Genomic DNA, 25,565 nt, shown 5'->3' with positions numbered 1-25,565 from the left:
CGTCTGCACAGTTGTGGTGCAATCGACGAAACGAAAGTGCTGCAAAATCAAAAAATCGCAGCCTTCGGCAGCCTCTACGGGTCTCTGTCAAACCCTGTAGAAGCTGTCGAAGGCTGCGATCTTGGCGGCACTGAAAACATTCAACATGTTCGTAAAATCCGCAAAGTGTTGGAAAAAAAAGGGCTTGAGGGAGTAAATCCCCAAGCCCTCAAAAGGTGAGAGGTGTCTAGTCCCTCGACCTGGTGAGCGTGCTCTTCAAAAGAGCCTGCGTTTGGTTAAGCCTTCAAAGGCACCAGACGCGGAGCAATCATGTTTTCCGGGCGCAGGATGTCGGCGAGCATTTCTTCGTCGAGCAAGCGTTCCTCGCGCACCAGTTCCAGCACGCCGCGGCCGCTTTCGAGGGCAACACGGGCAATGCGGGTGGCGTTTTCATAGCCGATGTACGGGTTCAGCGCGGTGACCAGGCCAATCGAGTGTTCGACCAGTTCACGGCAACGCTCTTCGTTGGCGGTGATGCCGACGATGCAGTGCTCGCGCAGCATGTCCATGGCGCGTTGCAGCAGGCGGATCGAGTCGAAGATCTTGAAGGCGATCAGCGGCTCCATCACGTTCAGCTGCAGCTGGCCGCCTTCGGCCGCGATGGTCAGGGCCAGGTCGTTGCCGATGATCTGGAACGCCACCTGGTTCACGGCTTCAGGGATAACCGGGTTGACCTTGCCTGGCATGATCGAGCTGCCTGGCTGACGCGCCGGCAGGTTGATTTCGTTGATGCCGGTGCGTGGGCCGCTGGACAGCAGACGCAGGTCGTTGCAGATCTTCGACAGCTTGACCGCGGTGCGCTTGAGCATGCCGGAGAACAGCACGAAGGCGCCCATGTCGGAGGTGGCTTCGATCAGGTCGGCGGCTGGCACCAGCGGTTGACCGCTGATCAGGGCCAGACGCTGAACGGCCAGGGCCTGGTAACGCGGGTCGGCGTTGATGCCGGTACCAATCGCGGTGCCGCCCAGGTTCACTTCGGTCAGCAGTTCAGGCGCCAGGGTTTTCAGGCGCGCCAGGTCTTCGCTCAGGGTGGTGGCGAAGGCGCGGAATTCCTGGCCGAGGGTCATCGGCACGGCGTCTTGCAGCTGGGTACGACCCATCTTCAGGACGTGGCTGAATTCTTCACCTTTGGCGGCGAACGACTGGATCAGGCTGTCGAGGCTGGCCAGCAGCGCGTCGTGACCCAACAGCAGACCCAGGCGGATGGCCGTCGGGTAGGCGTCGTTGGTCGACTGCGCCATGTTCACGTCGTTGTTCGGGTGCAGGTACTGGTATTCGCCCTTGCTGTGGCCCATGGCCTCCAGCGCGATGTTGGCGATGACTTCGTTGGCATTCATGTTGGTTGAAGTGCCAGCGCCGCCTTGAATCATGTCCACCACGAACTCTTCGTGGAAATCGCCGCGGATCAATCGGGCACAGGCTTCGCTGATGGCAGCGTGCTTGGCTTCGCTCAGGTGACCCAGCTCGCGGTTGGCGTCAGCGGCGGCCTGTTTGACCATCGCCAGACCAACAACCAGTTTTGGGTAATGCGAAATCGGAACGCCGGAGAGACGGAAGTTGTTCACCGCTCGCAGGGTCTGGATGCCGTAATACGCTTGAGCAGGTACTTCGAGTACGCCAAGCAGGTCTTTTTCTGTGCGGAAAGATGCAGCGGAGGACATGATAGAAATCATCTCGATATGGACCCGGTCTGTGCCGGAACAGCGCAAATGCTAGGCTTGTGAAGAATTTTGGGCCAATGCTGTTAAACACTGGGCTATGCACATTCGGCATAATGTCGGTGTGACGCCGCGTACGTGGCGAACGTGTGACCTAAATTGGTGCATGTCCGGGAGGGCGTGATGAATCTGGAAAGCAAATGGCTGGAGGACTTTAGTGCTCTGGCTGCCACCCGCAGCTTCTCCCAGGCGGCCGAAAGACGCTTCGTGACTCAGCCAGCCTTCAGTCGGCGGATCCGCAGCCTCGAAGCCGCGCTGGGGCTGACCTTGGTCAATCGCTCTCGCACCCCGGTCGAACTGACGGCGGCGGGGCAGTTGTTTCTCGTGACCGCGCGAACCGTGGTCGAACAGCTGGGTGAAGTGTTACGTCATCTTCATCACCTGGAAGGCGGGCAGGGCGAGGTGATCCAGGTCTCCGCCGCCCACTCCCTGGCACTGGGCTTCTTTCCACGCTGGATCGCACAATTGCGCAACGAAGGGCTGAACATTGCCACGCGGCTGGTGGCCACCAACGTCGGCGATGCGGTGCATGCGCTGCGTGAAGGCGGGTGTGATCTGATGCTGGCGTTCTATGATCCGGATTCCGCGATGCAAATGGACCCGGAAATTTTCCCGTCACTGCATCTGGGGGACACTGAAATGCTCCCGGTGTGCGCCGCGGACGCTCACGGCAAACCGTTGTTCGACCTGGAAGGCGAGACCAGCGTGCCTTTGCTGGCCTACAGCGCCGGGGCATTTCTCGGGCGCTCGGTGAACATGCTGTTGCGCCAGCGTGCCCTGAGGTTCACCACTATTTACGAGACCGCCATGGCCGACAGCCTGAAAAGCATGGCGCTGGAAGGCCTGGGCATCGCCTGGGTGCCGCGCTTGAGCGCGCGCGCCGAATTGGCTCGCGGCGAGTTGGTCATCTGCGGTGGTCCGCAATGGCATGTGCCGCTGGAGATTCGGCTGTATCGCTGCGCGCTGGTGCGCAAGGCGAATGTTCGGTTGCTCTGGCGCAAGCTGGAAGGCGGCACAGCGCAAAACCCGGCAGGTTAATGTTTTTTGTAGGAGCCAGGCTTGCCGGCGAAGGCGTCCGCGAGATCGCCTTCGCCGGCAAGCCTGGCTCCTACAGATTCAGGTCGATATGAACTATTTCAGGCTGACCCTGAAGTCAATAAAACCGGCGCTTTGCGCCGTATGACAGATGGTCGTATGGGGGGCTGTTTATCTGCTTCATTGAGGTATACTGCGCGGCCTTCGGCCGGTTTGACTGGCCATAATTCGTACAATCAAGCCACGCATTTTGCGTGGCTTGTTGTTTTTTGACGCGCCCGCGGGCGCCCAGAGAGAAGAGGCACGACGATGAGCGCACTGGTTGGCGTGATCATGGGCTCCAAGTCCGATTGGTCCACCCTTAGCCACACCGCCGATATGCTGGAAAAGCTCGGCATCCCTTACGAGGTGAAAGTGGTCTCTGCCCACCGCACCCCGGACCTGCTGTTCCAGTATGCCGAAGAGGCCGAGGCCCGTGGCATCGAGGTGATCATCGCCGGTGCCGGTGGCGCGGCCCACCTGCCAGGCATGTGTGCAGCCAAGACCCACCTGCCGGTGCTGGGCGTGCCGGTGCAGTCGTCGATGCTCTCGGGCGTCGATTCGCTGCTTTCTATCGTGCAGATGCCAGCTGGCATTCCGGTCGCCACCCTGGCCATCGGCAAGGCCGGTGCGATCAACGCAGCGCTGCTCTCGGCGAGCATCCTGGGCGCCAAGCATCCGCAGTTTCATACCGTGCTGAAAAAATTCCGCGCTGAGCAGACAGACAGCGTCCTGGACAATCCAGACCCACGCATCGCCTGAGGTTGTTGACGATGAAGATCGGTGTAATCGGTGGCGGCCAGTTGGGTCGCATGTTGGCGCTGGCGGGCACTCCGCTGGGCATGAACTTCGCTTTCCTGGACCCGGCGCCGGATGCTTGCGCAGCCGCATTGGGCGAACACCTGCGGGCCGATTACGGCGATCAGGATCACCTGCGTCAGTTGGCCGATGAAGTCGATCTGGTGACCTTCGAGTTCGAAAGCGTCCCGGCCGAAACCGTGGCCTTCCTGTCGCAATTCGTCCCGGTGTACCCGAGCGCCGAAGCGCTGCGCATTGCCCGCGATCGCTGGTTCGAGAAGAGCATGTTCAAGGACCTGGGGATCCCGACTCCCGCGTTCGCCGACATCCAGTCCCAAGCCGATCTGGACGCCGCCGTGGCCTCCATCGGCCTGCCGGCTGTGCTGAAAACCCGCACCCTGGGCTACGACGGCAAGGGTCAGAAAGTCCTGCGCAAGCCTGAAGATGTGGTCGGCACCTTCGCCGAACTGGGCAGCGTCGCCTGCTTGCTGGAAGGCTTCGTGCCGTTCACTGGCGAAGTCTCGCTGATCGCCGTGCGCGCTCGCGATGGCGAAACCAGGTTCTACCCGCTGGTGCACAACACCCACGACAGCGGCATCCTCAAGCTGTCCGTGGCCAGCACCGACCACCCGTTGCAAGCGTTGGCTGAAGACTACTCCAGCCGGGTACTCAAGCAGCTGGATTACGTCGGCGTGATGGCGTTCGAGTTCTTCGAAGTCGACGGTGGCCTCAAGGCCAACGAGATCGCCCCGCGTGTGCACAACTCCGGGCACTGGACCACCGAAGGTGCCGAGTGCAGTCAGTTCGAAAACCACCTGCGGGCCGTTGCCGGTCTGCCGCTGGGTTCGACGGCCAAGGTCGGTGAGAGTGCGATGCTCAACTTCATCGGCAAAGTACCCGACACCGAGAAAGTCCTGGCCATTGCCGACTGCCATCTGCATCACTACGGCAAGGCCTTCAAGGTCGGCCGCAAGGTTGGTCACGCCAACCTGCGTTGTGCTGACCGGGCGACGCTTGCCGCGCAGATCCTCAAGGTCGAAGCGCTGATTGCCGAATAGTTTCATGTAGCAGCGGCGGAACCTTCAGTGGCCGCCGTTCTCTGATGGCAGGATGCCAAAGTCTGGCTAGGCTTTCGCTTAGCCAATTCAATCAGAGGGAAATGCCATGGGAATTATCGGAACCATCTTTATCGGCTTGATCGTCGGCCTGCTGGCTCGGTTTCTGAAACCGGGCGATGACAGCATGGGCTGGATCATGACCATCCTGCTCGGTATCGGCGGTTCGCTGGCGGCCACTTACGGCGGCCAGGCCCTGGGCATTTACCAGGCCGGTCAGGGCGCAGGCTTCATTGGTGCGCTGGTGGGCGCGGTGATATTGCTGGTGGTCTACGGCCTGATCAAAAAGAACTGATTCAAGCGACAAAGCCCTCTCTGCGCCAACACCGGAGAGGGCTAGAATGCTTGGCGTTCCACCGTCCTTTCCTTTGCCGAGCACCTTCATGCGCCGTCTTCTGTTGACTCTTCTCTTCCTGGGCAGTGGTTTGGCCCATGCCGGCGAACTGCCGGAAACCGACTGGCTCGAACTGATGCCCAAGTCGGACCAGAAGGCCCTCGAGGCCATGCCCGAAATCGATCACAACTCACCGGAAGCCAATGGCACCTTTACCCAAAAAGGTGGCATGAAGCAGAGCAAGGGCTTGCCGGCGGTGATGTATTCGACCAAGACCGTGCCGTCGATGAACGACAAGCACATCCGCATCGGCGGTTATCCGGTACCGCTGGAATCCGATGCGAAGGGCCGCAGCACATTGTTCTTCCTCGTGCCGTACCCGGGCGCTTGTATCCACGTGCCACCGCCGCCGCCTAACCAACTGGTGCTGGTGCGTTATCCCAAAGGCCTGAAGCTGAATGACATCTACACACCGCTGTGGGTGACTGGCACGCTGAAGATCGAGAAGGTCACCAACGACCTGGCGGATGCGGCGTATGCGCTGGACGCGGCGCAGGTGCGGGTGGTCAAGGAGTCGGATTTGTAGGTTTTTAAATGTGGGAGCAAGCCTGCTCCCACATTTATTGTGTGGTGTTAAAGCGGTTTGCTGGCGATGCTCACGCCCAGGGTATGGCTAGCCCCCGGCGCCAGCGTCACCACATCATCCATCACATTTGCCGTTTCAATGCACAACATGCGCTGCCAGCCATCGTCAGCCATGTCGCTGAACGCGGCCGCACGGTCGATCCACGGGTTCCAGATCACCGCCGAGCGCGAACCGCTGCTGGTCAGTTCAATGCGTCGCTCCCAATGCGGGTCAACGATGCTCAATGTCGGCGGGGTATTCAGATAGATGCGGTCGGTCTCGCCGGTAAAACGCAGATCACCGGTCTGAGTGACGGTTTTCCAGTCGTCCAGCGTCTCGATGTAACTCAAGCCATCCAGCCCTTCAACGTGCACGTTGCGCACATCGCTGACCGCGAAATAGCTGTGCAGCGCCTGGCTGATCGTGACGGGTTCAGCGCCCTTGTTGTCGCTCGTCAGGCTGATATGCAACTGTTCATCCAGACGAATGCTCAGTTTCAAGTCCACCTGATGCGGCCAGCCTGGCAGGCCGCCTTCAGGGTAGGGCAGGACGAATTCTACCTTCAGGCTTTCGCCCTCGGTTTCGATGCTGCCCAGTTCCCAGTCCATCGCTCGCACCAGCCCGTGAGCGGTCGGCGGCTCCTGGCTGATGCGCATGGCCTGGACACTCTGCGGGTTGCGCGACAGATTGCCGAACCACGGCCAGCACACTGGCACACCGGCACGAATAGCTTTGCCGGTCTTGAACACCGCCTCGTCGTTGAGCCAGATCAGCGGCGGTTGGCCGGCCAATTGATAGCTGAGGATGTGCGCGCCTTGCTGGGCCACCAGCAATTCGGCCTGACCGTGGCGGATACGCCAGCAGTTCAGTTCATCCAGTTTCACGGCTTCGACGGTGGGCGTGCTCATGGGGCGACTCTCAATCAGGAACAATGACTGCTATGGACCGCAAAACGGTCACCGCGTTTAACGAGCGCCTTGTTTAACGAGCTCTGGGCGGAACCGAACGAGTGCGGCCGCTGCCGTCGATAGCGACGAACACAAATACGGCTTCGGTGACTTTACGCCACTCGCTGGACAGTGGATCGTCGCTCCAGACTTCAACCATCATCTGAATCGAGCTGCGACCGATTTCCAGGGCCTGGGTATAGAAGGAGAGCTGAGCGCCCACCGCCACCGGCACCAGAAACGCCATGCGATCGATCGCAACGGTGGCCACGCGACCACCGGCAACCTTGCTGGCCATTGCGGTGCCCGCCAAATCCATCTGCGCCACCAACCAGCCGCCGAAAATATCGCCAAAGCCGTTGGTTTCACGCGGAAGCGCGGTAATTTGCAGGGCCAGGTCGCCTTGCGGGATTGGATCTTCTTGTTCGAGCTCTATCATGCCGGGGGTGCCTCTGACCCGTGACTCTTCGTAGGTATAGCGGGTGAGTAGCCGTCTTGGAAAAACGATTCAGCCCCGAACATACTACGTTCGTCACGTTTTTCGTAAGGCGCCTAAAGGGAAACTCTGCGAAATCGGCTGACGGGTGCCAACGACGGTTTCGCACAGCAACCCCTTACAAACCGTTGCAATGTTGTGAGTATATCGGTCGATAGACTCCGAGACGACCGTCCGGTTCTCATTTCGACCGTCAAATACGCACCTCTATGTGCTTTTTCGAACAATTTGCTATCGTGCCGAACCTGCCCAAGCCTCCGCCAGCGTTGTTGAGGTTGCAGATCCGACTATAAGAGAAGCCCTTGCCATGACCACAGCGCCCTCGAGCATCGCGCAACCAGCCCAACCTGCACGTCCGCTGACCCGTAACGACTACAAGACCTTGTCGCTGTCTGCCCTGGGCGGCGCGCTGGAGTTTTACGACTTCATCATCTTTGTGTTCTTCGCCACAGTGGTCGGCAAACTGTTCTTCCCCGCCGACATGCCTGAGTGGCTGCGCCTGATGCAGACGTTCGGCATTTTCGCCGCAGGTTATCTGGCCCGGCCGCTGGGCGGCATTGTCATGGCGCACTTCGGTGACCTGCTGGGACGCAAGAAGATGTTCACCCTGAGCATTTTCATGATGGCGGTGCCGACCCTGATCATGGGCTTGCTGCCGACTTATGCGCAGATAGGCATGTGGGCGCCGATCCTGTTGCTGCTGATGCGGGTGATCCAGGGCGCGGCGATTGGTGGCGAAGTGCCGGGAGCCTGGGTATTCGTTTCCGAACACGTACCGCAACGGCATATCGGTTATGCCTGCGGCACGCTGACCAGCGGTCTGACGGCCGGCATTCTTTTGGGCTCGTTGGTCGCCACGGCAATCAACAGCCTCTATACGCCGGTGGAAGTGGCGGATTACGCCTGGCGGATCCCGTTCCTGCTGGGCGGCGTGTTTGGCCTGTTCTCGGTCTACCTGCGCCGCTGGCTGCACGAAACCCCGGTGTTTGCCGAACTGCAATTGCGTAAAGCCCTGGCCGAAGAAGTGCCGCTGCGCGCTGTGCTGCGTGACCATCGCGGGGCGATTCTGATTTCCATGCTGCTGACCTGGTTGCTGTCCGCGGGGATCATCGTGGTCATCCTCATGACGCCGACTGTATTGCAGACTGTTTACCACTTCCCGCCGACTACCGCGTTGCAGGCCAACAGCCTGGCCATCGTGTTCCTGAGCCTGGGCTGTGTGGCCTCCGGTGCACTGGCTGACCGTTTTGGCGCCGGGCGGGTGTTCGTGTTCGGTAGCGCGTTGCTGCTGCTGACCTCGTGGACCTTCTATCACAGCCTGTTCAATCATCCCGACTGGCTGTTCCCGATGTATGCCCTGACCGGTTTGCTGGTCGGCACTATCGGTGCAGTGCCGTATGTGATGGTCAAGGCCTTCCCGGCGGTGGTGCGCTTCAGCGGCCTGTCGTTCTCCTACAACCTGGCCTACGCGATTTTCGGCGGCTTGACCCCGATGGTCGTCACCCTGCTGCTCAAGGAAAGCCCGATGGGGCCGGCCTATTACGTGGCGATTATCTGCGGCGTCGGGATTGTGGTGGGTGGTTACCTCTGGAAGAAAGGTCGCTAAGCCGACCGATGCCTTCGCGGGCAAGCCTCGCTCCTTGGTCATGCGCCAGTTTTGAAATGACGCTGATCCTGTAGGAGCGAGCGGTGCGGCGATCCGACTTGCCCGCGAAGAACGATGACGCGATATCCCTTCAAAAATCCAAATACTGGCCTTTCATCCAATTGTCATATTTCAGCCATAGAGTGTTCACACGGCCTGCTGATACTTGGCCCCGACTTAACACACCCTATCTGCTAGGAGTAAGGCATGAAACTGAAGCGTTTGATGGCGGCAATGACTTTTGTCGCTGCTGGCGTTGCGACTGCCAACGCGGTTGCCGCTGTTGACCCTGCTATCCCGAGCTACACCAAGACCACTGGTGTGTCGGGCAACCTGTCCAGCGTCGGCTCCGATACCCTGGCCAACCTCATGACCCTGTGGGCTGAGAACTACAAAAAAGAATACCCGAACGTAAACATCCAGATTCAGGCCGCCGGCTCCGCCACCGCGCCACCTGCGCTGACTGAAGGTACCTCCAACCTGGGCCCGATGAGCCGCAAGATGAAGGACACCGAACTGGCGGCCTTCGAGCAGAAGTACGGCTACAAGCCAACCGCTATCCCGGTGGCCGTGGACGCCTTGGCCGTCTTCGTACACAAAGACAACCCGATCCAGCACCTGACCATGGAACAAGTCGACGCGATCTTCTCCTCGACTCGTCTGTGCGGCGCCAAAGCTGATGTGAAAACCTGGGGCGACCTGGGTGTGACCGGCGACCTGGCCAACAAGCCAGTACAACTGTTCGGTCGTAACTCGGTATCCGGCACTTATGGCTACTTCAAAGAAGAAGCCCTGTGCAAAGGCGACTACAAGCCAAACGTCAACGAACAACCAGGCTCGGCGTCGGTCGTGCAGTCGATCAGCTCCTCGCTGAACGGCATCGGTTACTCGGGCATCGGCTACAAGACCGCCAGCGTGAAGACCGTGGCCCTGTCCAAGAAAGGCAGCACTGAATTCATCGAAGACACCGAAGAAAACGCCCTGAACGGTAAGTATCCGCTGTCGCGTTTCCTCTACGTATACGTCAACAAAGCCCCGAACAAGCCTCTGGCCCCGCTGGAAGCCGAGTTCGTGAAACTGGTTCTGTCCAAGCAGGGCCAGGAAGTTGTAGTGAAAGACGGCTACATCCCACTGCCAGCCAAGGTAGCTGCAAAAGCACTGGCTGACCTGGGTCTCGCGGAAGGCGGCGCTGAAGTCGCAAAAAAGTAAAACCCTAGGTCCGGGGTAAACCCGGACCTGAGTAGGAGCGAGGCTTGCCCGCGAAAGCGGTGGGTCGGTCAACATTGATGTTGAATGTAACGACCCCTTCGCGGGCAAGCCTTGCTCCTACAATTGCCGGTAAATACCGGCCCCCAAATTTCCGATCCACTGCCAGTTTCCACTGGCGGCGGATTTGTTGCGTCACTGCATTGTCATCTTTCTGTCATACAGGATCGCTAGGGTGTGCGCATGAATGATCTGGCCAACTCCACCATGACTACAAATCCCCCCAAGCGAATTGACTTCAATACGCCTGAGCTGCACCGCAAGCGCCGTATTCGTGCGCTGAAAGATCGCCTGACCCGTTGGTACGTTCTTGTCGGCGGCCTCGCCGTCCTGGGCGCGATCACCCTGATCTTCTTCTTCCTCGGTTATGTTGTCGCGCCGCTGTTCCAGGGTGCAGACCTGACCGCCAAAGACGCCATCACGCCCGCCTGGATGCAAGACTCCGGCAAGCCGCTGATGATCTCCCTTGAAGAACAGAACCAGGTGGCCATGCGGGTTTCCGACAAGGGCCAGGCGCTATTCTTTGATATCGATAGCGGCGCCGAACTGCGCCGCGTCGACCTGCCGATCCCGGCCGGTACCAGCGTGACCTCCATCGGTGAAGATCAACCCGGCCATCCATTGGTCGCAGTGGGGTTGTCCAACGGTCAGGTGCTGGTGTTCCGCCACACCTATAAAGTCAGCTACCCGGACGGCAAGAAAACCATCTCGCCGGCTATCGAATACCCGTACGGCGAAACGCCAATCGCGCTGAACGAGGCGGGCGGCGCTCTGGAGCACGTCAGCCTCAATGCCACCGATTCGACCCTTCTGCTGGCTGGCTCCACCGGTGCGCAACTGCATGTCATGTCGCTGACCAGCGAAGAAAACATGATGACCGGCGAAGTCACCAACGAGCAGAAACGTATCGACCTGCCGCAAATGACCGAGCCAGTGAAGAACATCTTCGTCGACCCGCGTCAGCAGTGGCTGTACGTGGTCAACGGTCGTGCTCAAGCCGATGTGTTCAGCCTGCGCGACAAGAGTCTCAACGGTCGCTACAAATTGCTCGAAGACGGCGATGCCGAGATTACCGCCAGCACCCAGCTGGTGGGTGGTATCTCACTGATCCTCGGCGACTCCAAGGGCGGTCTCGCCCAGTGGTTCATGGCTCGCGATCACGATGGCGAACTGCGCCTGAAGCAAATCCGCACCTTCCAGATGGGCGCTGCGCCGATTGTTGAAATCACCGCCGAAGAACGTCGCAAAGGCTTCGTTGCCCTTGATGCGTCCGGCAAGCTCGGCGTGTTCCACAGCACCGCGCACCGCACTTTGCTGGTGGATCAGGTGGTCGACGGCCAAGGCCTGTTCGGCCTGTCGCCACGGGCCAACCGCGTGATCGTGGAGCAGGGCGGCAAGCTGCAACCGTTGCTGCTCGACAACCCGCACCCGGAAGTTTCCTGGAGCGCGTTGTGGAGCAAGGTCTGGTACGAGAACTACGACGAGCCTAAATACGTCTGGCAATCGACCGCCGCCAACACCGACTTCGAACCCAAGCTGAGCCTCTCGCCGCTGACCTTCGGTACCCTGAAAGCCGCGTTCTACGCCATGCTGCTGGCCGCGCCCCTGGCCGTCGCCGCGGCGATCTACACCGCGTACTTCATGGCCCCGGGCATGCGTCGCAAGGTCAAGCCGGTGATCGAACTGATGGAAGCGATGCCGACGGTGATCCTCGGCTTCTTCGCCGGCCTGTTCCTCGCACCGTATGTAGAAGGGCATTTGCCGGGCATCTTCAGCCTGCTGATGCTCCTGCCGATCGGCATTCTGGTGGCGGGTTTCGTCTTCAGTCGCCTGCCTGAGTCGATCCGCCTGAAAGTGCCGGACGGCTGGGAAAGCGCGATCCTGATCCCGGTGATTCTGTTCGTGGGCTGGCTGTCGCTGTACATGAGCCCGTACATGGAAGCCTGGTTCTTCGGCGGTGACATGCGTATGTGGATCTCCCACGACCTGGGCATCACCTACGACCAGCGCAACGCTCTGGTGGTCGGCCTGGCCATGGGCTTTGCAGTCATCCCGAACATCTACTCGATCGCCGAAGACGCCGTGTTCAGTGTGCCGCGCGGCCTGACCCTCGGCTCCCTGGCCCTCGGTGCCACGCCGTGGCAGACCATGACCCGCGTGGTGATCCTCACCGCCAGCCCGGGCATCTTCTCGGCGCTGATGATCGGCATGGGCCGTGCGGTCGGTGAAACCATGATCGTGCTGATGGCCACTGGTAACACCCCGGTCATGGAAATGAACCTGTTCGAAGGCCTGCGCACACTGGCAGCCAACGTCGCGGTGGAAATGCCCGAATCGGAAGTCGGCGGCAGCCACTACCGCGTGCTGTTCCTTTCGGCGCTGGTGCTGCTGTTGTTCACCTTCATCATGAACACCCTCGCGGAACTGATTCGTCAGCGTCTGCGCAAGAAATACTCGTCGCTTTAACAAAGGTAGAAGTCTGTGAAACAGAACTCCCTGAATGGATGGTTCAAGAGCGGCGCCCCCGGCGTCTGGATCAGCGGCGGCGCGGTGTCCATTGCGGTCATCATGACCATTGGCCTGCTGGCGGTCATTGCCGTGCGCGGTCTGGGGCACTTCTGGCCGGCGGACCTGATCCACGCCAATTACGACGTGCCGGGCCAGGCCAACCACCTGGTCATCGGCGAAGTGGTGCAGAAGGAAGAAGTGCCACGCGAGCGCCTGAAAACCGCTGGCCTGCCGGTGCCCGATCAGGGCCCGGAGTTCATGACCCGCGAGCTGATCAAGGTCGGCAACCGCGATCTGAACGGCACGGACTTCACCTGGATTGTCGGCGAGTGGCTGACCAACCAGAAGACTCCGCCAGAGCTGATGACCATCGAGCGTCGCGAGTGGGGCAACTTCTACGGCTATCTGGTCAACGTTAAAGAGGACGGCAAGGTCGTCGCTGAAGGCGAAGCCGCATGGCCTGAGTTGCAGGCCCGTGTCGATCGCGTCAACCAGTTGGCTGGGCAGCTCAAGAGCCTGGAAAAAACCGACATCGGCGCGATCAACGCCGGTCTCGAACGTGTTCGTCTGCACGGTCGCAAGCTGGAATTGGCCGGCCGTCTCGACGCTACCGCACAGGCGGACCTGGAGTCCGAGCGCGCCGAGTTGAACGCCCGTTATCAGGAAATCGAAGCGCGTCTGAACGATCTGCACAAGCAGTTCAACCGCGACAGTCTGACTGCACGGGATGCGAACGGTAAAGAGGTCGAGATCGGCATCGGCAAAGTGGTTCACGCCTATCAGCCGAACGCCATGAGCACCTTTACCAAGGTTGGCTTCTACTTCAGCAAGGTCTGGGAATTCCTCAGTGATGACCCGCGCGAAGCCAACACCGAAGGCGGGATCTTCCCGGCGATTTTCGGCACAGTGATGATGACCTTGATCATGGCGATGATCGTCACCCCGTTCGGTGTGCTGGCGGCGGTCTACCTGCGTGAATACGCCAAGCAGAACACGCTGACCCGAGTGATCCGCATCGCGGTGAACAACCTGGCGGGTGTTCCGGCGATCGTTTACGGCGTGTTCGGCCTGGGCTTCTTCGTTTATGTACTGGGCGGCTCGATCGACCGCTTGTTCTTTCCCGAAGCCTTGCCGGCGCCGACCTTCGGTACGCCGGGTCTGCTGTGGGCTTCGTTGACCTTGGCCCTGCTGGCTGTGCCGGTGGTGATCGTGGCCACCGAAGAAGGTCTGGCGCGGATTCCTCGCACCGTGCGCGAAGGCTCGTTGGCCCTCGGCGCGACCAAGGCCGAGACCTTGTGGAAGATCGTGCTGCCGATGGCCAGCCCGGCGATGATGACCGGCATGATCCTCGCCGTGGCCCGCGCCGCCGGTGAAGTGGCGCCGCTGATGCTGGTGGGTGTAGTGAAACTGGCACCGTCGCTGCCGCTGGATGGCAACTACCCGTACCTGCACCTGGACCAGAAGATCATGCACCTGGGCTTCCACATTTATGACGTCGGCTTCCAGAGCCCGAACGTAGAAGCCGCGCGGCCGCTGGTGTATGCCACGGCGCTGCTGCTGGTGCTGGTGATCGCGACATTGAACCTGTCGGCCGTTTATATCCGTAACCACCTGCGCGAGAAGTACAAGGCGCTGGATAGCTAATCAACACCGAACTGTAGGAGCCGGCTTGCTGGCGAAGGCATCACCGCGGTGAGCCTGCGGGACCGAGTTGTCTGCATCGCCAGCAAGCCGGCTCCTACAAAGAATTGCGTAACCGCGGGCCTGGCCTGCGGCCCCGAACCGAATTTGTTAGCACAGGGAGCCTCCCATGCAGCACGAAGCACACACTCACGGCATCAACATGTCGGCCCTGGGCCGCGACAAACAGAGCCTGAGTCTCGAGCAGGAAACCGTGGCCATCGAAGTGCCGGGGTTGAGCCTGTTCTACGGCGACAAACAAGCGCTGTATGACGTCAGCATGAACATCCCGAAACAGCGCGTGACTGCCTTCATCGGCCCGTCCGGCTGTGGCAAGTCCACGCTGTTGCGCACTTTCAACCGCATGAACGACCTGGTGGATGGCTGCCGCGTAGAAGGCGCGATCAACCTCTACGGCAACAACATCTACCGCAAGGGCGAGGACGTGGCCGAGCTGCGTCGCCGGGTCGGCATGGTGTTCCAGAAGCCCAACCCGTTCCCGAAAACCATCTATGAAAACGTGGTTTACGGTTTGCGCATCCAGGGTATCAACAAAAAGCGCATCCTCGACGAAGCCGTCGAGTGGGCGTTGAAAGGCGCGGCGCTGTGGGATGAAGTCAAGGATCGTCTGCACGAGTCGGCACTCGGTCTGTCCGGCGGTCAGCAGCAACGTCTGGTGATTGCCCGCACCATCGCCGTGGAGCCGGAAGTGCTGCTGCTCGACGAACCGTGCTCGGCACTCGACCCGATCTCCACGCTGAAAGTCGAAGAGCTGATCTACGAACTGAAATCCAAGTTCACCATTGTTATCGTGACCCACAACATGCAACAGGCCGCGCGGGTTTCCGACTACACGGCGTTCATGTATATGGGCAAACTGGTGGAGTTCGGCGACACCGACACCCTGTTCACCAATCCGGCGAAGAAGCAGACCGAAGACTACATCACCGGTCGTTACGGCTAGGAAGCTGTTGTTGCTCACTGAACTGACGCTGCGGCCCACCGCACCTTACCGGACGCTCCAAGGACGCCAACATGATTAGTAAAGAAGGCCTTACCCATCACATCTCCCAGCAGTTCAACGCTGAGCTCGAGGAAGTGCGCAGCCACCTCCTGGCCATGGGCGGGCTGGTCGAGAAGCAGGTCAACGACGCGGTCACCGCGCTGATCGAGGCCGACTCCGGCCTGGCCCAGCAAGTGCGCGAGGTCGACGACCAGATCAACCAGATGGAACGCAACATCGACGAAGAATGCCTGCGCATTCTGGCCCGTCGTCAGCCGGCGGCGTCGGACTTGCGTCTGATCATCAGCATCTCCAAATCGGTGATCGATCTCGAGCGTATCGGCGACGAAGCCACCAAAATTGCCCGTCGGGCCATTCAGTTGTGCGAAGAAGGCGAAGCGCCGCGCGGTTACGTCGAGGTTCGCCACATCGGCGACCAGGTGCGCAACATGGTTCGCGATGCCCTGGACGCATTTGCTCGCTTCGACGCCGACTTGGCGCTGTCGGTGGCGCAGTACGACAAGATCATCGACCGCGAATACAAGACCGCGCTGCGCGAACTCGCCACCTACATGATGGAAGACCCGCGCTCTATCTCGCGTGTCTTGAGCATTATCTGGGTGCTGCGTTCCCTTGAACGAATCGGCGACCACGCGCGCAATATCTCGGAACTGGTGATTTACCTGGTGCGCGGCACCGACGTGCGTCACCTGGGCCTCAAGCGCATGAAGGAAGAAGTGGAAGGCACAAGTGCCGAAACCGCTAATGTTCCGGACAAAGCTGACGATAAGTAAGGTTGCCCAAGAAAAAGCGCCCGGCCCCTTGGCCGGGCGTTTTTGTTTGTGTGGCTTTTGAACTGAAAAGCCGAATTGAAAAGCAGCACCCGCGAACGAAAAGTCCCGGCGTGACTGAAGAGTTTTGGCAAAGTGCCATCAGCCAGCGTTATGCTTGCCGGGATTTTTAAAGGGGTGTTGGATGAGCAAGATCAGTGTGTTGGTCGTGGACGATGCGTCGTTCATTCGTGACCTGGTAAAAAAGTGCCTGCGCAACTACTTCCCGGGGATCCGGACCGAAGATGCCGTCAACGGCAAAAAGGCCCAGGCCATGCTGGCCAAGGAAGCGTTCGACCTGGTTCTGTGCGACTGGGAAATGCCGGAAATGTCCGGTCTGGAGTTGCTGACCTGGTGCCGCGAGCAGGACAACCTCAAAACCATGCCGTTCATCATGGTGACCAGCCGTGGCGACAAAGAGAACGTGGTCCAGGCGATCCAGGCCGGGGTTTCCGGCTATGTCAGCAAGCCGTTCACCAACGAGCAGTTGCTGACCAAGGTCAAGCAGGCGCTGAACAAGGTCGGCAAGCTCGATACCTTGATGAACAGCGCGCCGACCAAAATGAACTCGGCGTTCGGCAACGATTCCCTGAGCGCATTGACCGGTGGCAAAGCGGCGGTGGTCGCACCCGCGGCTGCTGTGGTCAACCCGTTTGCCAAACCTGCCGCCGCCGCGCCAGCCCCGGCTGCGGCGCCGTCTCGCGGCCTGCTCAACAACCCACCGGTCAAGGCGCCTGCCGCTGCCTCCGCATCAGCTGGCGGTCGTGGCCAAGGCCAACTGCGCCTGTCGAGCGGCACTCAGCAATGCGTGATCAAGGCCTTGAGCATCAAGGAAGCGCTGCTGGTGGTGAAACGCACCGACACCTTGCCGCAAGTCCTCGACAACGCCGTACTCGACCTGGAGCAGGGCGACAACGCCGAAATTGCCCGTCTTAACGGCTACCTGCACGCCATCGTCGCCCACGAACCGAAGCCGGACAGTGAGTGGCTGCAACTGACGTTCCGCTTTGTCGACCAGGATGCACAGAAGCTCGACTACATCTCCCGCCTGATCGCCCGTGGCACCGCGCAGAAGCACTTCGTACCGGGTGCGTAACGTGTACCGCTGATCATTCCCGCGCCCTGCGTGGGAATGCCTCCCCGGACGCTCCGCGTCCGCTTCGGATGGGGCGCAGAGCGTCCCTTGCTGCATTCCCAGGCAGAGCGTGGGAATGATCATTTGAAACATCTGTCGACTACGCAGGTCCATTTCTGCTGCTAGGCTCCTTCCCAGGCCTACTCAACAGAATTTTGCCCATGCTCGCGCGCCTGCTGTTTTTCTGTGGTCTTTTCATGGCCTCCACCTCGGCTGTGGCCATGACGATCTACAGGTCCACTGATGCCAGTGGCGTGGTCTCTTACAGCGACCGCCCCACTAAAGGCGCGAAGGTGTTCGTTTTTCGCGACCGAATGGTCGAACACCTTGAGCGGCAGGTGTACCTCGACATCAAGAGGCTGAATGGCATGGACAGCGTGTTCGTGCGCAACGACCTGTATGCGCCGGTCGAGATCGAGCTGAGTTTCGACGGGCTGCAGAACGTCAGCGGTGCGCCGAGCCGACCGATCCGGCGGGTGATGCCGGCGCGCAGTAACCTTCGTCTGGCCCTGCTCACGCCGACGAAGGCTGGAAGGCCGATCGTGTATAACCCAAGGTTCGCATATTCCCTGGGCGACCCCTCAGGGGCTGCCATGGCCTATCGATATCCGTTGCCCTGGCGTGGCGGTCCGTTTCGGCTGACCCAGGGCCCCAATGGCCAATACAGCCACTACGGACCGAAGAACCGTTACGCGATGGATATCGCCATGCCCGAAGGCACGCCGATCATCGCGGCGCGCGGCGGGGTGGTGGTGAAAACCGAGAATGGCCAGACCGGGCGCGGCAACGATCCATCGGGCAATTTCGTGCGGGTATTGCACGATGACGGGACCATGGGCGTGTACCTGCACCTCAAGAAAGGTTCGGTCTGCGTACGGGAAGGTCAGCGGGTAGTGGTGGGCAGTGCGCTGGCGCTGTCGGGCAACACCGGCAACAGCAGCGGCCCGCACCTGCACTTCGTGGTGCAGCGCAATACCGGGTTGGGCCTGGTGTCGATTCCGTACCAGTTCAATCAACCGGTGGGGGCGTTGCCCAACTTTGCGTTGGGCAGTAGGAGCCGGCTTGCTGGCGATGAACGATAACGCGGTATAACAGAGACACCGCAGCGCTCCTGATCGCCAGCAAGCCGGCTCCTACAAGGGCGTAGCTCAGTCCAGCATCAACACCTTGGCCAATATGATCTTCGGCCCTTTCATCTTTTTGATGATGATCCGCAAACCTTCGACTTCCAGCACTTCTTCCTCTTCCGGCACCCGTTTCAGGGTTTCGTAGACCAGCCCGGCGAGGGTTTCGGCTTCAATGTGGTCCAGGTCGATGCCCAGCAGGCGTTCCACCTTGAACAGCGGCGTATCACCCCGCACCAGCAGCTTGCCCGGCTGATACGCGAGGATCCCGCGTTCAGCCTTGCGGTGTTCGTCCTGAATGTCGCCCACCAGCACTTCCAGCACGTCTTCCATGGTCAGGTAGCCGATGATGTTGCCGTCGGCTTCCTCGACCAAGGCGAAGTGCGAGCCGCCCTTGCGGAACTGCTCCAGCAGTTGCGACAGCGGCATGTGCCGCGATACGCGCTCCAGTGGCCGGGTCAGTTCGGCGAGGTTGAACGACTCGGGAATGTGATCAAGGGCGGCCAGTTCCAGCAGCAGATCCTTGATGTGCAGCAGGCCGACGAACTCCTTGCGCTCGCTGTCGTACACCGGGTAGCGGCTGAACTTGTGGCGACGGAACAACGCCAGGATTTCCTTGAGCGGAGCGTTGAACTCAAGTGTGACCAGGTCTTCCCGGGAATTGGCCCAGTCGACCACTTCCAGCTCGCCCATTTCCACCGCCGAGGCCAGTACGCGCATGCCTTGGTCGCTTGGGTCCTGGCCACGGCTGGAGTGCAGGATCAGTTTCAGTTCTTCGCGGCTGTAATGGTGCTCGTGGTGCGGGCCGGGCTCACCTTGCCCGGCGATGCGCAGGATCTGGTTGGCGCTGGCGTTGAGCAGGTAGATGGCCGGGTACATGGCCCAGTAGAACAAGTACAGCGGCACCGCCGTCCACAGCGACAGCAACTCGGGTTTGCGGATGGCCCAGGATTTTGGTGCCAGCTCACCGACCACGATGTGCAGGTACGAAATGATGAAGAACGCCGTGAAGAACGAAACCGCCTTGACCACCTCAGCGGAATCTACACCCACGGCACTCAGCACAGGCTCCAGGAGGTGCGCGAACGCCGGTTCGCCGACCCAGCCCAGACCCAGAGAGGCGAGGGTGATACCCAATTGGCACGCTGACAGGTAAGCATCGAGCTGACTGTGTACGGTGCGCAGGATGTGCCCGCGCCAGCCGTGCTGTTCAGCGATGGCTTCGACCCGGGTCGAGCGCAGTTTGACCATGGCAAACTCTGCCGCAACGAAAAAGCCGTTGAGCAAAACCAGGATCAGAGCAAAAAGAATCATGCCGAAGTCGGCGAATATTGTTGCGAGGGTCAAGCCAGGGGAAGGGTCCATGATGGAGTTTTGCGGGTTCCGTGTATTCAAAAAAGGGGGAAATGCAGTGCCTGAAGGGCAGGCACAAGTCAGCCAATGTAGCGGCTGACTGATCGATTGCCTAGTGGTGAGTGCTGGTCGGTATCAGTCCGCTGCACTGATCACGCGGGATTTGGTGACCTGGGCCGGCGCAAAATGGCAGGTAAACGTGCTGCCATGCCCCGGCACACTGCTGATTTCCATACGTGCCCGGTGGCGCAGCAGCACATGTTTGACGATGGCCAGCCCCAGCCCGGTGCCGCCGGTGTTGGAGTTGCGGCTGGAATCGACGCGGTAGAAGCGTTCGGTCAGGCGCGGCAGGTGTTTGCTGTCGATGCCGATTCCCGAATCCTGCACGCTCAGGTGTGCACCTTGCTCGTCGCCCCACCAGCGAATGCGGATATTGCCCTCGGCCGGGGTGTATTTCACTGCGTTGAACACCAGATTGGAAAACGCACTGCGCAGTTCGGCTTCACTGCCCTTGAGCAGAATCGTCGGGTCGGCTTCCAGGGTGATGCGCTGATTTTTCTGACCCGACAGCTGCTGGGCGTCGCTCTTGATCGATTGCAGCAGGCTGTCGATGGACACTGGTTGGTTGTCCGACGGGTAATCGGTGGCTTCCAGTTTGGCCAGCAGCAGCAAATCGTTAAGCAAGGTCTGCATGCGCCCGCCTTGCTGCTGCATTTGCTGCAGGGCACGGGTCCAGCGCGGATTCACGTCCTCGACGTTATCGAGCAGGGTTTCCAGGTAGCCGCAAATCACCGTCAGGGGCGTGCGCAGCTCGTGGGACACGTTGGCGATGAAGTCTTTGCGCATCTGCTCCAGCTGATGGATACGCGTCACGTCGCGCACCAGCATCAAGTGCTCGTTGTTGCCGTAGCGGGTGATGTACAGCTGAATGCGCAGGCGATCGTTGATCGGCGACGGAATCTCCAATGGTTCGGCGTAGTTGTCCTGCTCGAAGTATTCCTTGAAACGCGGATGGCGCACCAGGTTGGTCACCGGCTGGCCGCTGTCTTGAGGAGTCTTGAGGCCGAGCAGGGTTTCGGCGGCGCGGTTCCACCACTCAAGGTTGCCGTCGCTGTCGAGCATGATCACTGCGTCTTTCAGCGCGGCAGTGGATTCCTGGACTCGGTCGATCACCGCTTGCAGGCGTCCGCGTACCCGTTGGTCGCGGCGTTGCAGGTGATAGATGCTGTCGAACACTTCGCCCCACAGGCCATAGCCGTCGGGCGGTGCTTCATCGGGTTGGTGCAGGCGCAGCCATTCGTGCAGGCGCAGCAGCTGTTTGAGGGTCCAGGCCAGGTAAACACCCAGGCCCACGGCGAGACTCCAGCCGTAGTAGCCGGAAATCAGGCCGATCACCAGGCAGGCGGTGACCAGCAACAGCATGTGGCGAATCAGGGTGCCATGCCAGTTTTGGTTCACGGAAAATATGCGTCCTTGTCAGCGAGGCTGGCGGTCTGTTCAGGCCTTGGTGGAAAACCGGTAGCCGGTGCCGCGCACGGTTTGTACCAGATTTTCGTAGGCATCGCCGAGGGCTTTGCGCAGGCGACGGATGTGCACGTCGACAGTGCGCTCTTCGACGTAGACATTGCCGCCCCAGACCTGATCCAGCAACTGGCCGCGGGTGTAGGCGCGTTCCTGGTGGGTCATGAAGAATTGCAGCAAACGGTATTCGGTCGGGCCCATCTCGGCAGGTTTGCCGTCGATGGTCACGCGATGGCTGATCGGGTCGAGCAACAGGCCGCCGACTTCGATCGGCGCTTCGCCATCGGTCGGGCCGGCGCGGCGCAGTACGGCTTTGAGGCGTGCCACCAGTTCGCGGGGGGAAAACGGTTTGGTGATGTAGTCGTCGGCGCCGACTTCCAGGCCCTGGATCTTGTTGTCCTCTTCACCCTTGGCGGTGAGCATGATGATCGGGATATCCCCGGTCAGTTCGTCGCGCTTGAGGCGGCGGGCCAACTCGATGCCGGAAGTGCCGGGCAGCATCCAGTCGAGCAGGATCAGGTCCGGTTTGCGGTCGACGATAATGGCATGGGCCTGCTGGGAGTTCTCCGCCTCCAGGCAGTCATAGCCGGCCATTTCCAACGCAACGGCGATCATTTCGCGAATGGGCGCTTCGTCGTCGACGATCAGAATGCTCCTGCCAACCATGCCTTAATCCTCTTGTCATTTAACTGTCTTGCGCCGCATTAGATAACGGAATTATTGCAGTCGTGTGACAGTATTTTAGCCGCCCTGCGATTGTCGCGATCCTGAACTAAGCTCTAATTCCGAATCCTGACAACCACAAAAGGAAGGTTTCCATGAATCACATTGCTAAATCCTGGAAGGTCCTGCTGGTCACGGCTGCGTTAACGCTGCCGTCCCTGGCCTTTGCGGCAGAACCCGCCATGATGAAAGGCGGCATGATGGTCGATCAGAAGGGTATGACCTTGTATACCTTTGACAAGGACAAGGACGGCAAGTCGATGTGCATGGGTGAGTGTGCGAAGAACTGGCCGCCGATGATGGCTCCGATGGATGCCAAGCCCATGGGTGAATGGAAGCCGATCAAGCGTGACGACGGCACAATGCAATGGACTTACGACGGTAAGCCAATGTACACCTACACGATGGACAAAATGCCGGGAGAAATGAAAGGCGAGGGCATGATGAAAATGTGGCATGTCATGCGCGAACACAAGTAAGCGATTTGCCGCTCGGTAAACAATCTGTAGCAGCTCGCGAAGTCGTTCGGCAGCTGCTACAGATCAATCGCAGTCAACGTAACGCGTAATCCAGCACAATCCCCACGAAAATCGCCAACCCAGCCCAGTGGTTATGCAAAAACGCCTGGAAGCAGCGCATCCGGTCTTTGCTGCGGGTGTACCAGAACTCCCACGCAAAGCAGCCTGCCGCCACCAGCAACCCAAGGTGGAACCAGCCACCGAGATGGAATTTCGAGCCAGCCAGCAACAGGCAGCCCAACGCCAGGCCTTGCAAGGTCAGAATGATCACCCGGTCGGCGTCGCCAAACAGGATCGCGGTGGATTTCACCCCGATCTTCAGGTCATCGTCCCGGTCGGTCATGGCGTAATAGGTGTCGTAGCCCACGGTCCACAGCAAGTTGGCGATCCACAGCAACCAGGCTGTCGCCGGCAACTCACCAGTCTCGGCAGTGAACGCCATCGGCATGCCCCAGGAGAACGCCGCGCCCAGCACCACTTGCGGGTAATAGGTGTAACGCTTCATGAACGGATACGTGAAGGCCAGGGCCAAACCGCCCAGCGACAGCCAGACAGTCGCCGCGTTGGTGCACAGCACCAGCAAGAAGCTCACGCCCATCAGCAGCGCGAAGAACACCAGGGCTTCTTTGGAGCTGATCTTGCCGCTCACCAGCGGCCGCTGCTCGGTGCGTTTCACATGGCCATCGACCTTGCGGTCCGCCCAGTCGTTGATCACGCAGCCGCCAGCACGGGTCAGTACCACGCCGAGCACGAAAATCACGATATTGGCCAGTGACGGCGAACCTTCACCGGCAATCCACAGTGCCCACAATGTCGGCCACAGCAGCAGGTAAATGCCGATCGGCTTGTCCATGCGGGTCAGCTGAATGAAATCCCAGGCCCGAGGATTCACGCGGTTCAGAGACTTGAGCAGGTTCTGGTACATCAGCAGTTCTCCGGATGCGCGCGGGCGGCGCTCCACAGGGTCGGCAGGAAAATCTCGGCCACCAGCACGCTCAGGGCGCCTCGGTCGAAACGTGAGCGCCGGCCCCACAGTTCAGGCGCCCGGGCCTCCATCGGCAACCACGCTTGAGGATAGTGACAAACCTCGATGGCCCGGCGCTGAAATGCCTGATCGCAAAACAGCAATTCACCCAGAGAGCGGCTGCCCAGCTCATCCATGTGCAATCCGTCGCCCTGTAGCGCGCTACGCGCGGCTACGCTGCGGGCAAACACCCAGGCTTCACCGTGGCCGCGCAGATACACCTCGCGCACCCAGCCTTCGCTGCCTTCGGCCAGCTCCAGCGCGGCACATTCGTCGGCGCGCAGCGATTGCCAGCCTTCGAACAGCGGCGTGACGCTGAAACCGTCATTCGACAAGCGGGTCAGGCGTCGGGTCAGTGACCCTTCATCGAACAACCAATCGAGCGTAGACGTGTCGGGGCGGGGGATCAGTTGGCTTTGAGAAAGCCAGAGCGGCGTCGGGGAGGGGGCTTTTGAGTGCGGCACAGTGAGTCATTATTGGCAGCAAATGAGGCGGCGAGCTTACCATGTCAGGCGGCGAGTTTGATTGATCCGGCCTGCCGTTGCGCCGAACAGGCTTGCATCTGACGGGCCCGATCAGTACAAAACGCCCTGAGCCGGACAGCAACGCTTCATCTATCGACCGTTCGCGCCGGCAAAAGCCTGAATCCCGAGGAAATACCTGAATGAAAAAGTGGCAATGTGTGGTCTGCGGCCTGATCTATAACGAAGCCGAAGGCTGGCCGGACGACGGTATTGCGGCGGGCACACCGTGGCAGGACGTGCCGGAAGACTGGCTGTGCCCGGACTGCGGCGTGGGCAAAATGGATTTTGAAATGATTGAAATCAACTAAGCATCCAAGGAGCTAGGAATGTACGCACCTGTCGTGATCGTCGGCACTGGGCTGGCTGGCTACAACCTGGCCCGGGAGTTTCGCAAACTCGATGGCGAAACCCCGCTGCTGTTGATTACCGCAGATGACGGACGCTCCTACTCCAAGCCGATGCTTTCCACCGGCTTTGGCAAGAATAAAGACGCCGATGGCCTGAGCATGGCCGAACCGGGCGCCATGGCCGAGCAATTGAAAGCCGAAGTGCGTACCCACACGCGCATCAGCGGCATCGATCCGGGCCACAAGCGCCTGTGGATCGGCGAAGAATCAGTGATCTATCGTGACCTGATCCTGGCCTGGGGCGCAGAAACCGTGCGGGTGCCGATTGAAGGCGACGCGGCCGACGCGGTTTTCCCGATCAACGACCTTGAAGACTACGCACGTTTTCGCGCAGCCGCGGCCGGCAAGCGTCGGGTGTTGCTGCTGGGCGCCGGTTTGATCGGCTGCGAATTCGCCAACGACCTGATTCTCGGTGGCTACGAAGTGCAGCTGGTTGCCCCCTGCGAACAAGTCATGCCGACCTTGCTCCACCCGGCGGCGGCCGCTGCGGTCCAGGCCGGCCTGGAAAGCCTGGGCGCGCGCTTCCACCTCGGGCCGGTGCTCAATCGCCTGCAGCGAGTGGCTGACGGCCTGGAAGCGCATTTGTCTGACGGCCAGGTCATCCCTTGCGACGTAGTGGTGTCAGCCATCGGTCTGCGTCCGCGCATCGACCTGGCGGCCGCTGCCGGGGTGCAGGTCAATCGTGGTGTGGTGGTTGACCGTCACCTGAAAACCTCTCACGCCAACATCTACGCCCTGGGCGATTGCGCCGAGGTCGATGGGCTGAATCTGTTGTACGTCATGCCCCTCATGAGCTGTGCGAGAGCGCTGGCCCAGACCCTCGCCGGAAACCCTACGGCGGTGAGTTACGGCCCGATGCCGATCACCGTGAAAACCCCGGTCTGCCCATTGGTGGTTTCCCCGCCACCACGGGGCGCGGAGGGCGTCTGGACGGTCGAAGGGCAGGGCGCGGACATCAAGGTGCTGTGCCGCGACAGCGCCGGCAAATTGCTGGGCTATGCCCTGACCGGCGCGGCGGTGATGGAAAAACTCGCCCTGAACAAAGAACTTCCGGCCCTGTTGGCGTAAATGCCGGTCGTTCTGTCGGAATCACCCCGTTTTTGCCCCCACAAAGGTCGCGGGGAGACTGGCGCCGCTCTTGCGCGCATGCCATCCTCA

General features: G+C 60.3%; 25 protein-coding genes. 17 read left to right on the top strand and 8 right to left on the bottom strand.

Annotated elements, in window-relative coordinates; genetic code table 11:
* The first annotated feature begins 36 nt into the window (after positions 1–36).
* Positions 37–219, top strand: a complete 183-nt coding sequence (locus tag JUI81_RS10750; protein WP_138866537.1) for a hypothetical protein — start codon at positions 37–39, stop codon at positions 217–219.
* A 56-nt stretch (positions 220–275) separates the two neighbouring features.
* Here JUI81_RS10750 and aspA read toward each other — a convergent pair whose 3' ends face one another.
* A complete protein-coding gene (gene aspA / locus JUI81_RS10745) occupies positions 276–1,700 on the bottom strand; it encodes an aspartate ammonia-lyase (protein ID WP_105342433.1) in 1,425 nt (474 codons plus the stop codon).
* A gap of 180 nt (positions 1,701–1,880) precedes the next feature.
* Between aspA and JUI81_RS10740 the strand changes: the two genes are divergently transcribed.
* From JUI81_RS10740 to JUI81_RS10720, 5 genes are all read left to right on the top strand, one after another.
* Positions 1,881–2,795: a LysR substrate-binding domain-containing protein gene (locus JUI81_RS10740; protein ID WP_019580394.1), complete on the top strand. Its 915-nt coding sequence runs from the start codon at positions 1,881–1,883 to the stop codon at positions 2,793–2,795.
* Between the two features lie 306 nt (positions 2,796–3,101).
* The gene (gene purE, locus JUI81_RS10735; RefSeq protein WP_003196369.1) at positions 3,102–3,593 is read left to right on the top strand and encodes a 5-(carboxyamino)imidazole ribonucleotide mutase; all 492 of its coding nucleotides are present in this window, start codon (positions 3,102–3,104) and stop codon (positions 3,591–3,593) included.
* Positions 3,594–3,604: 11 nt separating this feature from the next.
* Complete coding sequence (locus JUI81_RS10730; protein ID WP_019580395.1) at positions 3,605–4,687, top strand: 5-(carboxyamino)imidazole ribonucleotide synthase; 1,083 nt, start codon at positions 3,605–3,607, stop codon at positions 4,685–4,687.
* Positions 4,688–4,793: 106 nt separating this feature from the next.
* A complete protein-coding gene (locus JUI81_RS10725; RefSeq protein ID WP_028940111.1) occupies positions 4,794–5,039 on the top strand; it encodes a GlsB/YeaQ/YmgE family stress response membrane protein in 246 nt (81 codons plus the stop codon).
* A gap of 88 nt (positions 5,040–5,127) precedes the next feature.
* Entirely contained in the window at positions 5,128–5,664 is a 537-nt protein-coding gene (locus JUI81_RS10720; protein WP_026331809.1) for a DUF3299 domain-containing protein, read from the top strand.
* 47 nt (positions 5,665–5,711) lie between these two features.
* Here JUI81_RS10720 and JUI81_RS10715 read toward each other — a convergent pair whose 3' ends face one another.
* Together JUI81_RS10715 and JUI81_RS10710 are read right to left on the bottom strand one after the other, a co-directional pair.
* Entirely contained in the window at positions 5,712–6,611 is a 900-nt protein-coding gene (locus JUI81_RS10715) for a D-hexose-6-phosphate mutarotase (RefSeq protein WP_019580398.1), read from the bottom strand.
* A gap of 73 nt (positions 6,612–6,684) precedes the next feature.
* Positions 6,685–7,089: an acyl-CoA thioesterase gene (locus JUI81_RS10710; protein ID WP_007896491.1), complete on the bottom strand. Its 405-nt coding sequence runs from the start codon at positions 7,087–7,089 to the stop codon at positions 6,685–6,687.
* A gap of 364 nt (positions 7,090–7,453) precedes the next feature.
* On the opposite strand from JUI81_RS10710, the gene JUI81_RS10705 reads away from it, so the two are divergent.
* The 8 genes from JUI81_RS10705 (at position 7,454) to JUI81_RS10670 (ending at position 18,295) form a co-directional block, all read left to right on the top strand.
* On the top strand, positions 7,454–8,752 hold the full coding sequence (locus JUI81_RS10705) for an MFS transporter (RefSeq protein WP_018927389.1): 1,299 nt from the start codon (positions 7,454–7,456) through the stop codon (positions 8,750–8,752).
* Between the two features lie 246 nt (positions 8,753–8,998).
* A complete protein-coding gene (locus JUI81_RS10700) occupies positions 8,999–10,000 on the top strand; it encodes a phosphate ABC transporter substrate-binding protein PstS (RefSeq protein WP_019580399.1) in 1,002 nt (333 codons plus the stop codon).
* A 240-nt stretch (positions 10,001–10,240) separates the two neighbouring features.
* Complete coding sequence (locus JUI81_RS10695) at positions 10,241–12,523, top strand: phosphate ABC transporter permease (RefSeq protein ID WP_374707261.1); 2,283 nt, start codon at positions 10,241–10,243, stop codon at positions 12,521–12,523.
* A gap of 15 nt (positions 12,524–12,538) precedes the next feature.
* Entirely contained in the window at positions 12,539–14,209 is a 1,671-nt protein-coding gene (gene pstA / locus JUI81_RS10690; RefSeq protein ID WP_018927392.1) for a phosphate ABC transporter permease PstA, read from the top strand.
* A gap of 166 nt (positions 14,210–14,375) precedes the next feature.
* Entirely contained in the window at positions 14,376–15,209 is an 834-nt protein-coding gene (pstB, locus tag JUI81_RS10685) for a phosphate ABC transporter ATP-binding protein PstB (protein ID WP_008150054.1), read from the top strand.
* A gap of 71 nt (positions 15,210–15,280) precedes the next feature.
* Entirely contained in the window at positions 15,281–16,042 is a 762-nt protein-coding gene (gene phoU, locus JUI81_RS10680) for a phosphate signaling complex protein PhoU (RefSeq protein WP_007934507.1), read from the top strand.
* A gap of 181 nt (positions 16,043–16,223) precedes the next feature.
* The gene (locus JUI81_RS10675; protein ID WP_028940113.1) at positions 16,224–17,174 is read left to right on the top strand and encodes a response regulator; all 951 of its coding nucleotides are present in this window, start codon (positions 16,224–16,226) and stop codon (positions 17,172–17,174) included.
* Positions 17,175–17,374: 200 nt separating this feature from the next.
* Positions 17,375–18,295 (top strand): peptidoglycan DD-metalloendopeptidase family protein, encoded by a 921-nt coding sequence (locus tag JUI81_RS10670; protein WP_204124227.1) that lies wholly within the window; start codon positions 17,375–17,377, stop codon positions 18,293–18,295.
* Positions 18,296–18,361: 66 nt separating this feature from the next.
* Here JUI81_RS10670 and JUI81_RS10665 read toward each other — a convergent pair whose 3' ends face one another.
* From JUI81_RS10665 to phoB, 3 genes are all read right to left on the bottom strand, one after another.
* On the bottom strand, positions 18,362–19,702 hold the full coding sequence (locus JUI81_RS10665) for a hemolysin family protein (protein WP_018927395.1): 1,341 nt from the start codon (positions 19,700–19,702) through the stop codon (positions 18,362–18,364).
* 123 nt (positions 19,703–19,825) lie between these two features.
* Positions 19,826–21,112: a phosphate regulon sensor histidine kinase PhoR gene (gene phoR, locus JUI81_RS10660; protein WP_218585017.1), complete on the bottom strand. Its 1,287-nt coding sequence runs from the start codon at positions 21,110–21,112 to the stop codon at positions 19,826–19,828.
* 75 nt (positions 21,113–21,187) lie between these two features.
* Positions 21,188–21,877: a phosphate regulon transcriptional regulator PhoB gene (gene phoB, locus JUI81_RS10655; RefSeq protein WP_007896474.1), complete on the bottom strand. Its 690-nt coding sequence runs from the start codon at positions 21,875–21,877 to the stop codon at positions 21,188–21,190.
* Positions 21,878–22,029: 152 nt separating this feature from the next.
* On the opposite strand from phoB, the gene JUI81_RS10650 reads away from it, so the two are divergent.
* Positions 22,030–22,413, top strand: a complete 384-nt coding sequence (locus tag JUI81_RS10650; RefSeq protein WP_204124226.1) for a hypothetical protein — start codon at positions 22,030–22,032, stop codon at positions 22,411–22,413.
* 73 nt (positions 22,414–22,486) lie between these two features.
* On the opposite strand, the gene ubiA is transcribed toward JUI81_RS10650, so the two are convergent.
* Entirely contained in the window at positions 22,487–23,377 is an 891-nt protein-coding gene (gene ubiA / locus JUI81_RS10645; RefSeq protein ID WP_204124225.1) for a 4-hydroxybenzoate octaprenyltransferase, read from the bottom strand.
* Positions 23,377–23,940: a chorismate lyase gene (locus tag JUI81_RS10640; RefSeq protein ID WP_204124224.1), complete on the bottom strand. Its 564-nt coding sequence runs from the start codon at positions 23,938–23,940 to the stop codon at positions 23,377–23,379. Before JUI81_RS10640 ends, ubiA begins: the two co-directional genes overlap by 1 nt.
* Positions 23,941–24,140: 200 nt before the next feature.
* Between JUI81_RS10640 and JUI81_RS10635 the strand changes: the two genes are divergently transcribed.
* Together JUI81_RS10635 and JUI81_RS10630 are read left to right on the top strand one after the other, a co-directional pair.
* Complete coding sequence (locus JUI81_RS10635; RefSeq protein WP_007896465.1) at positions 24,141–24,308, top strand: rubredoxin; 168 nt, start codon at positions 24,141–24,143, stop codon at positions 24,306–24,308.
* An 18-nt stretch (positions 24,309–24,326) separates the two neighbouring features.
* The gene (locus JUI81_RS10630; protein WP_204124223.1) at positions 24,327–25,475 is read left to right on the top strand and encodes an NAD(P)/FAD-dependent oxidoreductase; all 1,149 of its coding nucleotides are present in this window, start codon (positions 24,327–24,329) and stop codon (positions 25,473–25,475) included.
* Positions 25,476–25,565: the final 90 nt, after the last annotated feature.

Origin of the sequence: Pseudomonas sp. 008 (assembly GCF_016861935.1) — a bacterium.
GTDB lineage: Bacteria > Pseudomonadota > Gammaproteobacteria > Pseudomonadales > Pseudomonadaceae > Aquipseudomonas.
Note: the sequence above shows the minus strand (reverse complement) of the source record. Positions and strands in the feature narration are given on the sequence as shown.

What these genes read in the sequence shown, in the direction of transcription:
- aspA (WP_105342433.1), bottom strand. Translation starts at nt 1,700, where the DNA reads ATGTCCTCCGCTGCATCTTTCCGCACAGAAAAAGACCTGCTTGGCGTA.
- JUI81_RS10740 (WP_019580394.1), top strand. Translation starts at nt 1,881, where the DNA reads ATGAATCTGGAAAGCAAATGGCTGGAGGACTTTAGTGCTCTGGCTGCC.
- purE (WP_003196369.1), top strand. Translation starts at nt 3,102, where the DNA reads ATGAGCGCACTGGTTGGCGTGATCATGGGCTCCAAGTCCGATTGGTCC.
- JUI81_RS10730 (WP_019580395.1), top strand. Translation starts at nt 3,605, where the DNA reads ATGAAGATCGGTGTAATCGGTGGCGGCCAGTTGGGTCGCATGTTGGCG.
- JUI81_RS10725 (WP_028940111.1), top strand. Translation starts at nt 4,794, where the DNA reads ATGGGAATTATCGGAACCATCTTTATCGGCTTGATCGTCGGCCTGCTG.
- JUI81_RS10720 (WP_026331809.1), top strand. Translation starts at nt 5,128, where the DNA reads ATGCGCCGTCTTCTGTTGACTCTTCTCTTCCTGGGCAGTGGTTTGGCC.
- JUI81_RS10715 (WP_019580398.1), bottom strand. Translation starts at nt 6,611, where the DNA reads ATGAGCACGCCCACCGTCGAAGCCGTGAAACTGGATGAACTGAACTGC.
- JUI81_RS10710 (WP_007896491.1), bottom strand. Translation starts at nt 7,089, where the DNA reads ATGATAGAGCTCGAACAAGAAGATCCAATCCCGCAAGGCGACCTGGCC.
- JUI81_RS10705 (WP_018927389.1), top strand. Translation starts at nt 7,454, where the DNA reads ATGACCACAGCGCCCTCGAGCATCGCGCAACCAGCCCAACCTGCACGT.
- JUI81_RS10700 (WP_019580399.1), top strand. Translation starts at nt 8,999, where the DNA reads ATGAAACTGAAGCGTTTGATGGCGGCAATGACTTTTGTCGCTGCTGGC.
- JUI81_RS10695 (WP_374707261.1), top strand. Translation starts at nt 10,241, where the DNA reads ATGAATGATCTGGCCAACTCCACCATGACTACAAATCCCCCCAAGCGA.
- pstB (WP_008150054.1), top strand. Translation starts at nt 14,376, where the DNA reads ATGCAGCACGAAGCACACACTCACGGCATCAACATGTCGGCCCTGGGC.
- phoU (WP_007934507.1), top strand. Translation starts at nt 15,281, where the DNA reads ATGATTAGTAAAGAAGGCCTTACCCATCACATCTCCCAGCAGTTCAAC.
- JUI81_RS10675 (WP_028940113.1), top strand. Translation starts at nt 16,224, where the DNA reads ATGAGCAAGATCAGTGTGTTGGTCGTGGACGATGCGTCGTTCATTCGT.
- JUI81_RS10670 (WP_204124227.1), top strand. Translation starts at nt 17,375, where the DNA reads ATGCTCGCGCGCCTGCTGTTTTTCTGTGGTCTTTTCATGGCCTCCACC.
- JUI81_RS10665 (WP_018927395.1), bottom strand. Translation starts at nt 19,702, where the DNA reads ATGGACCCTTCCCCTGGCTTGACCCTCGCAACAATATTCGCCGACTTC.
- phoR (WP_218585017.1), bottom strand. Translation starts at nt 21,112, where the DNA reads ATGCTGTTGCTGGTCACCGCCTGCCTGGTGATCGGCCTGATTTCCGGC.
- phoB (WP_007896474.1), bottom strand. Translation starts at nt 21,877, where the DNA reads ATGGTTGGCAGGAGCATTCTGATCGTCGACGACGAAGCGCCCATTCGC.
- JUI81_RS10650 (WP_204124226.1), top strand. Translation starts at nt 22,030, where the DNA reads ATGAATCACATTGCTAAATCCTGGAAGGTCCTGCTGGTCACGGCTGCG.
- ubiA (WP_204124225.1), bottom strand. Translation starts at nt 23,377, where the DNA reads ATGTACCAGAACCTGCTCAAGTCTCTGAACCGCGTGAATCCTCGGGCC.
- JUI81_RS10635 (WP_007896465.1), top strand. Translation starts at nt 24,141, where the DNA reads ATGAAAAAGTGGCAATGTGTGGTCTGCGGCCTGATCTATAACGAAGCC.
- JUI81_RS10630 (WP_204124223.1), top strand. Translation starts at nt 24,327, where the DNA reads ATGTACGCACCTGTCGTGATCGTCGGCACTGGGCTGGCTGGCTACAAC.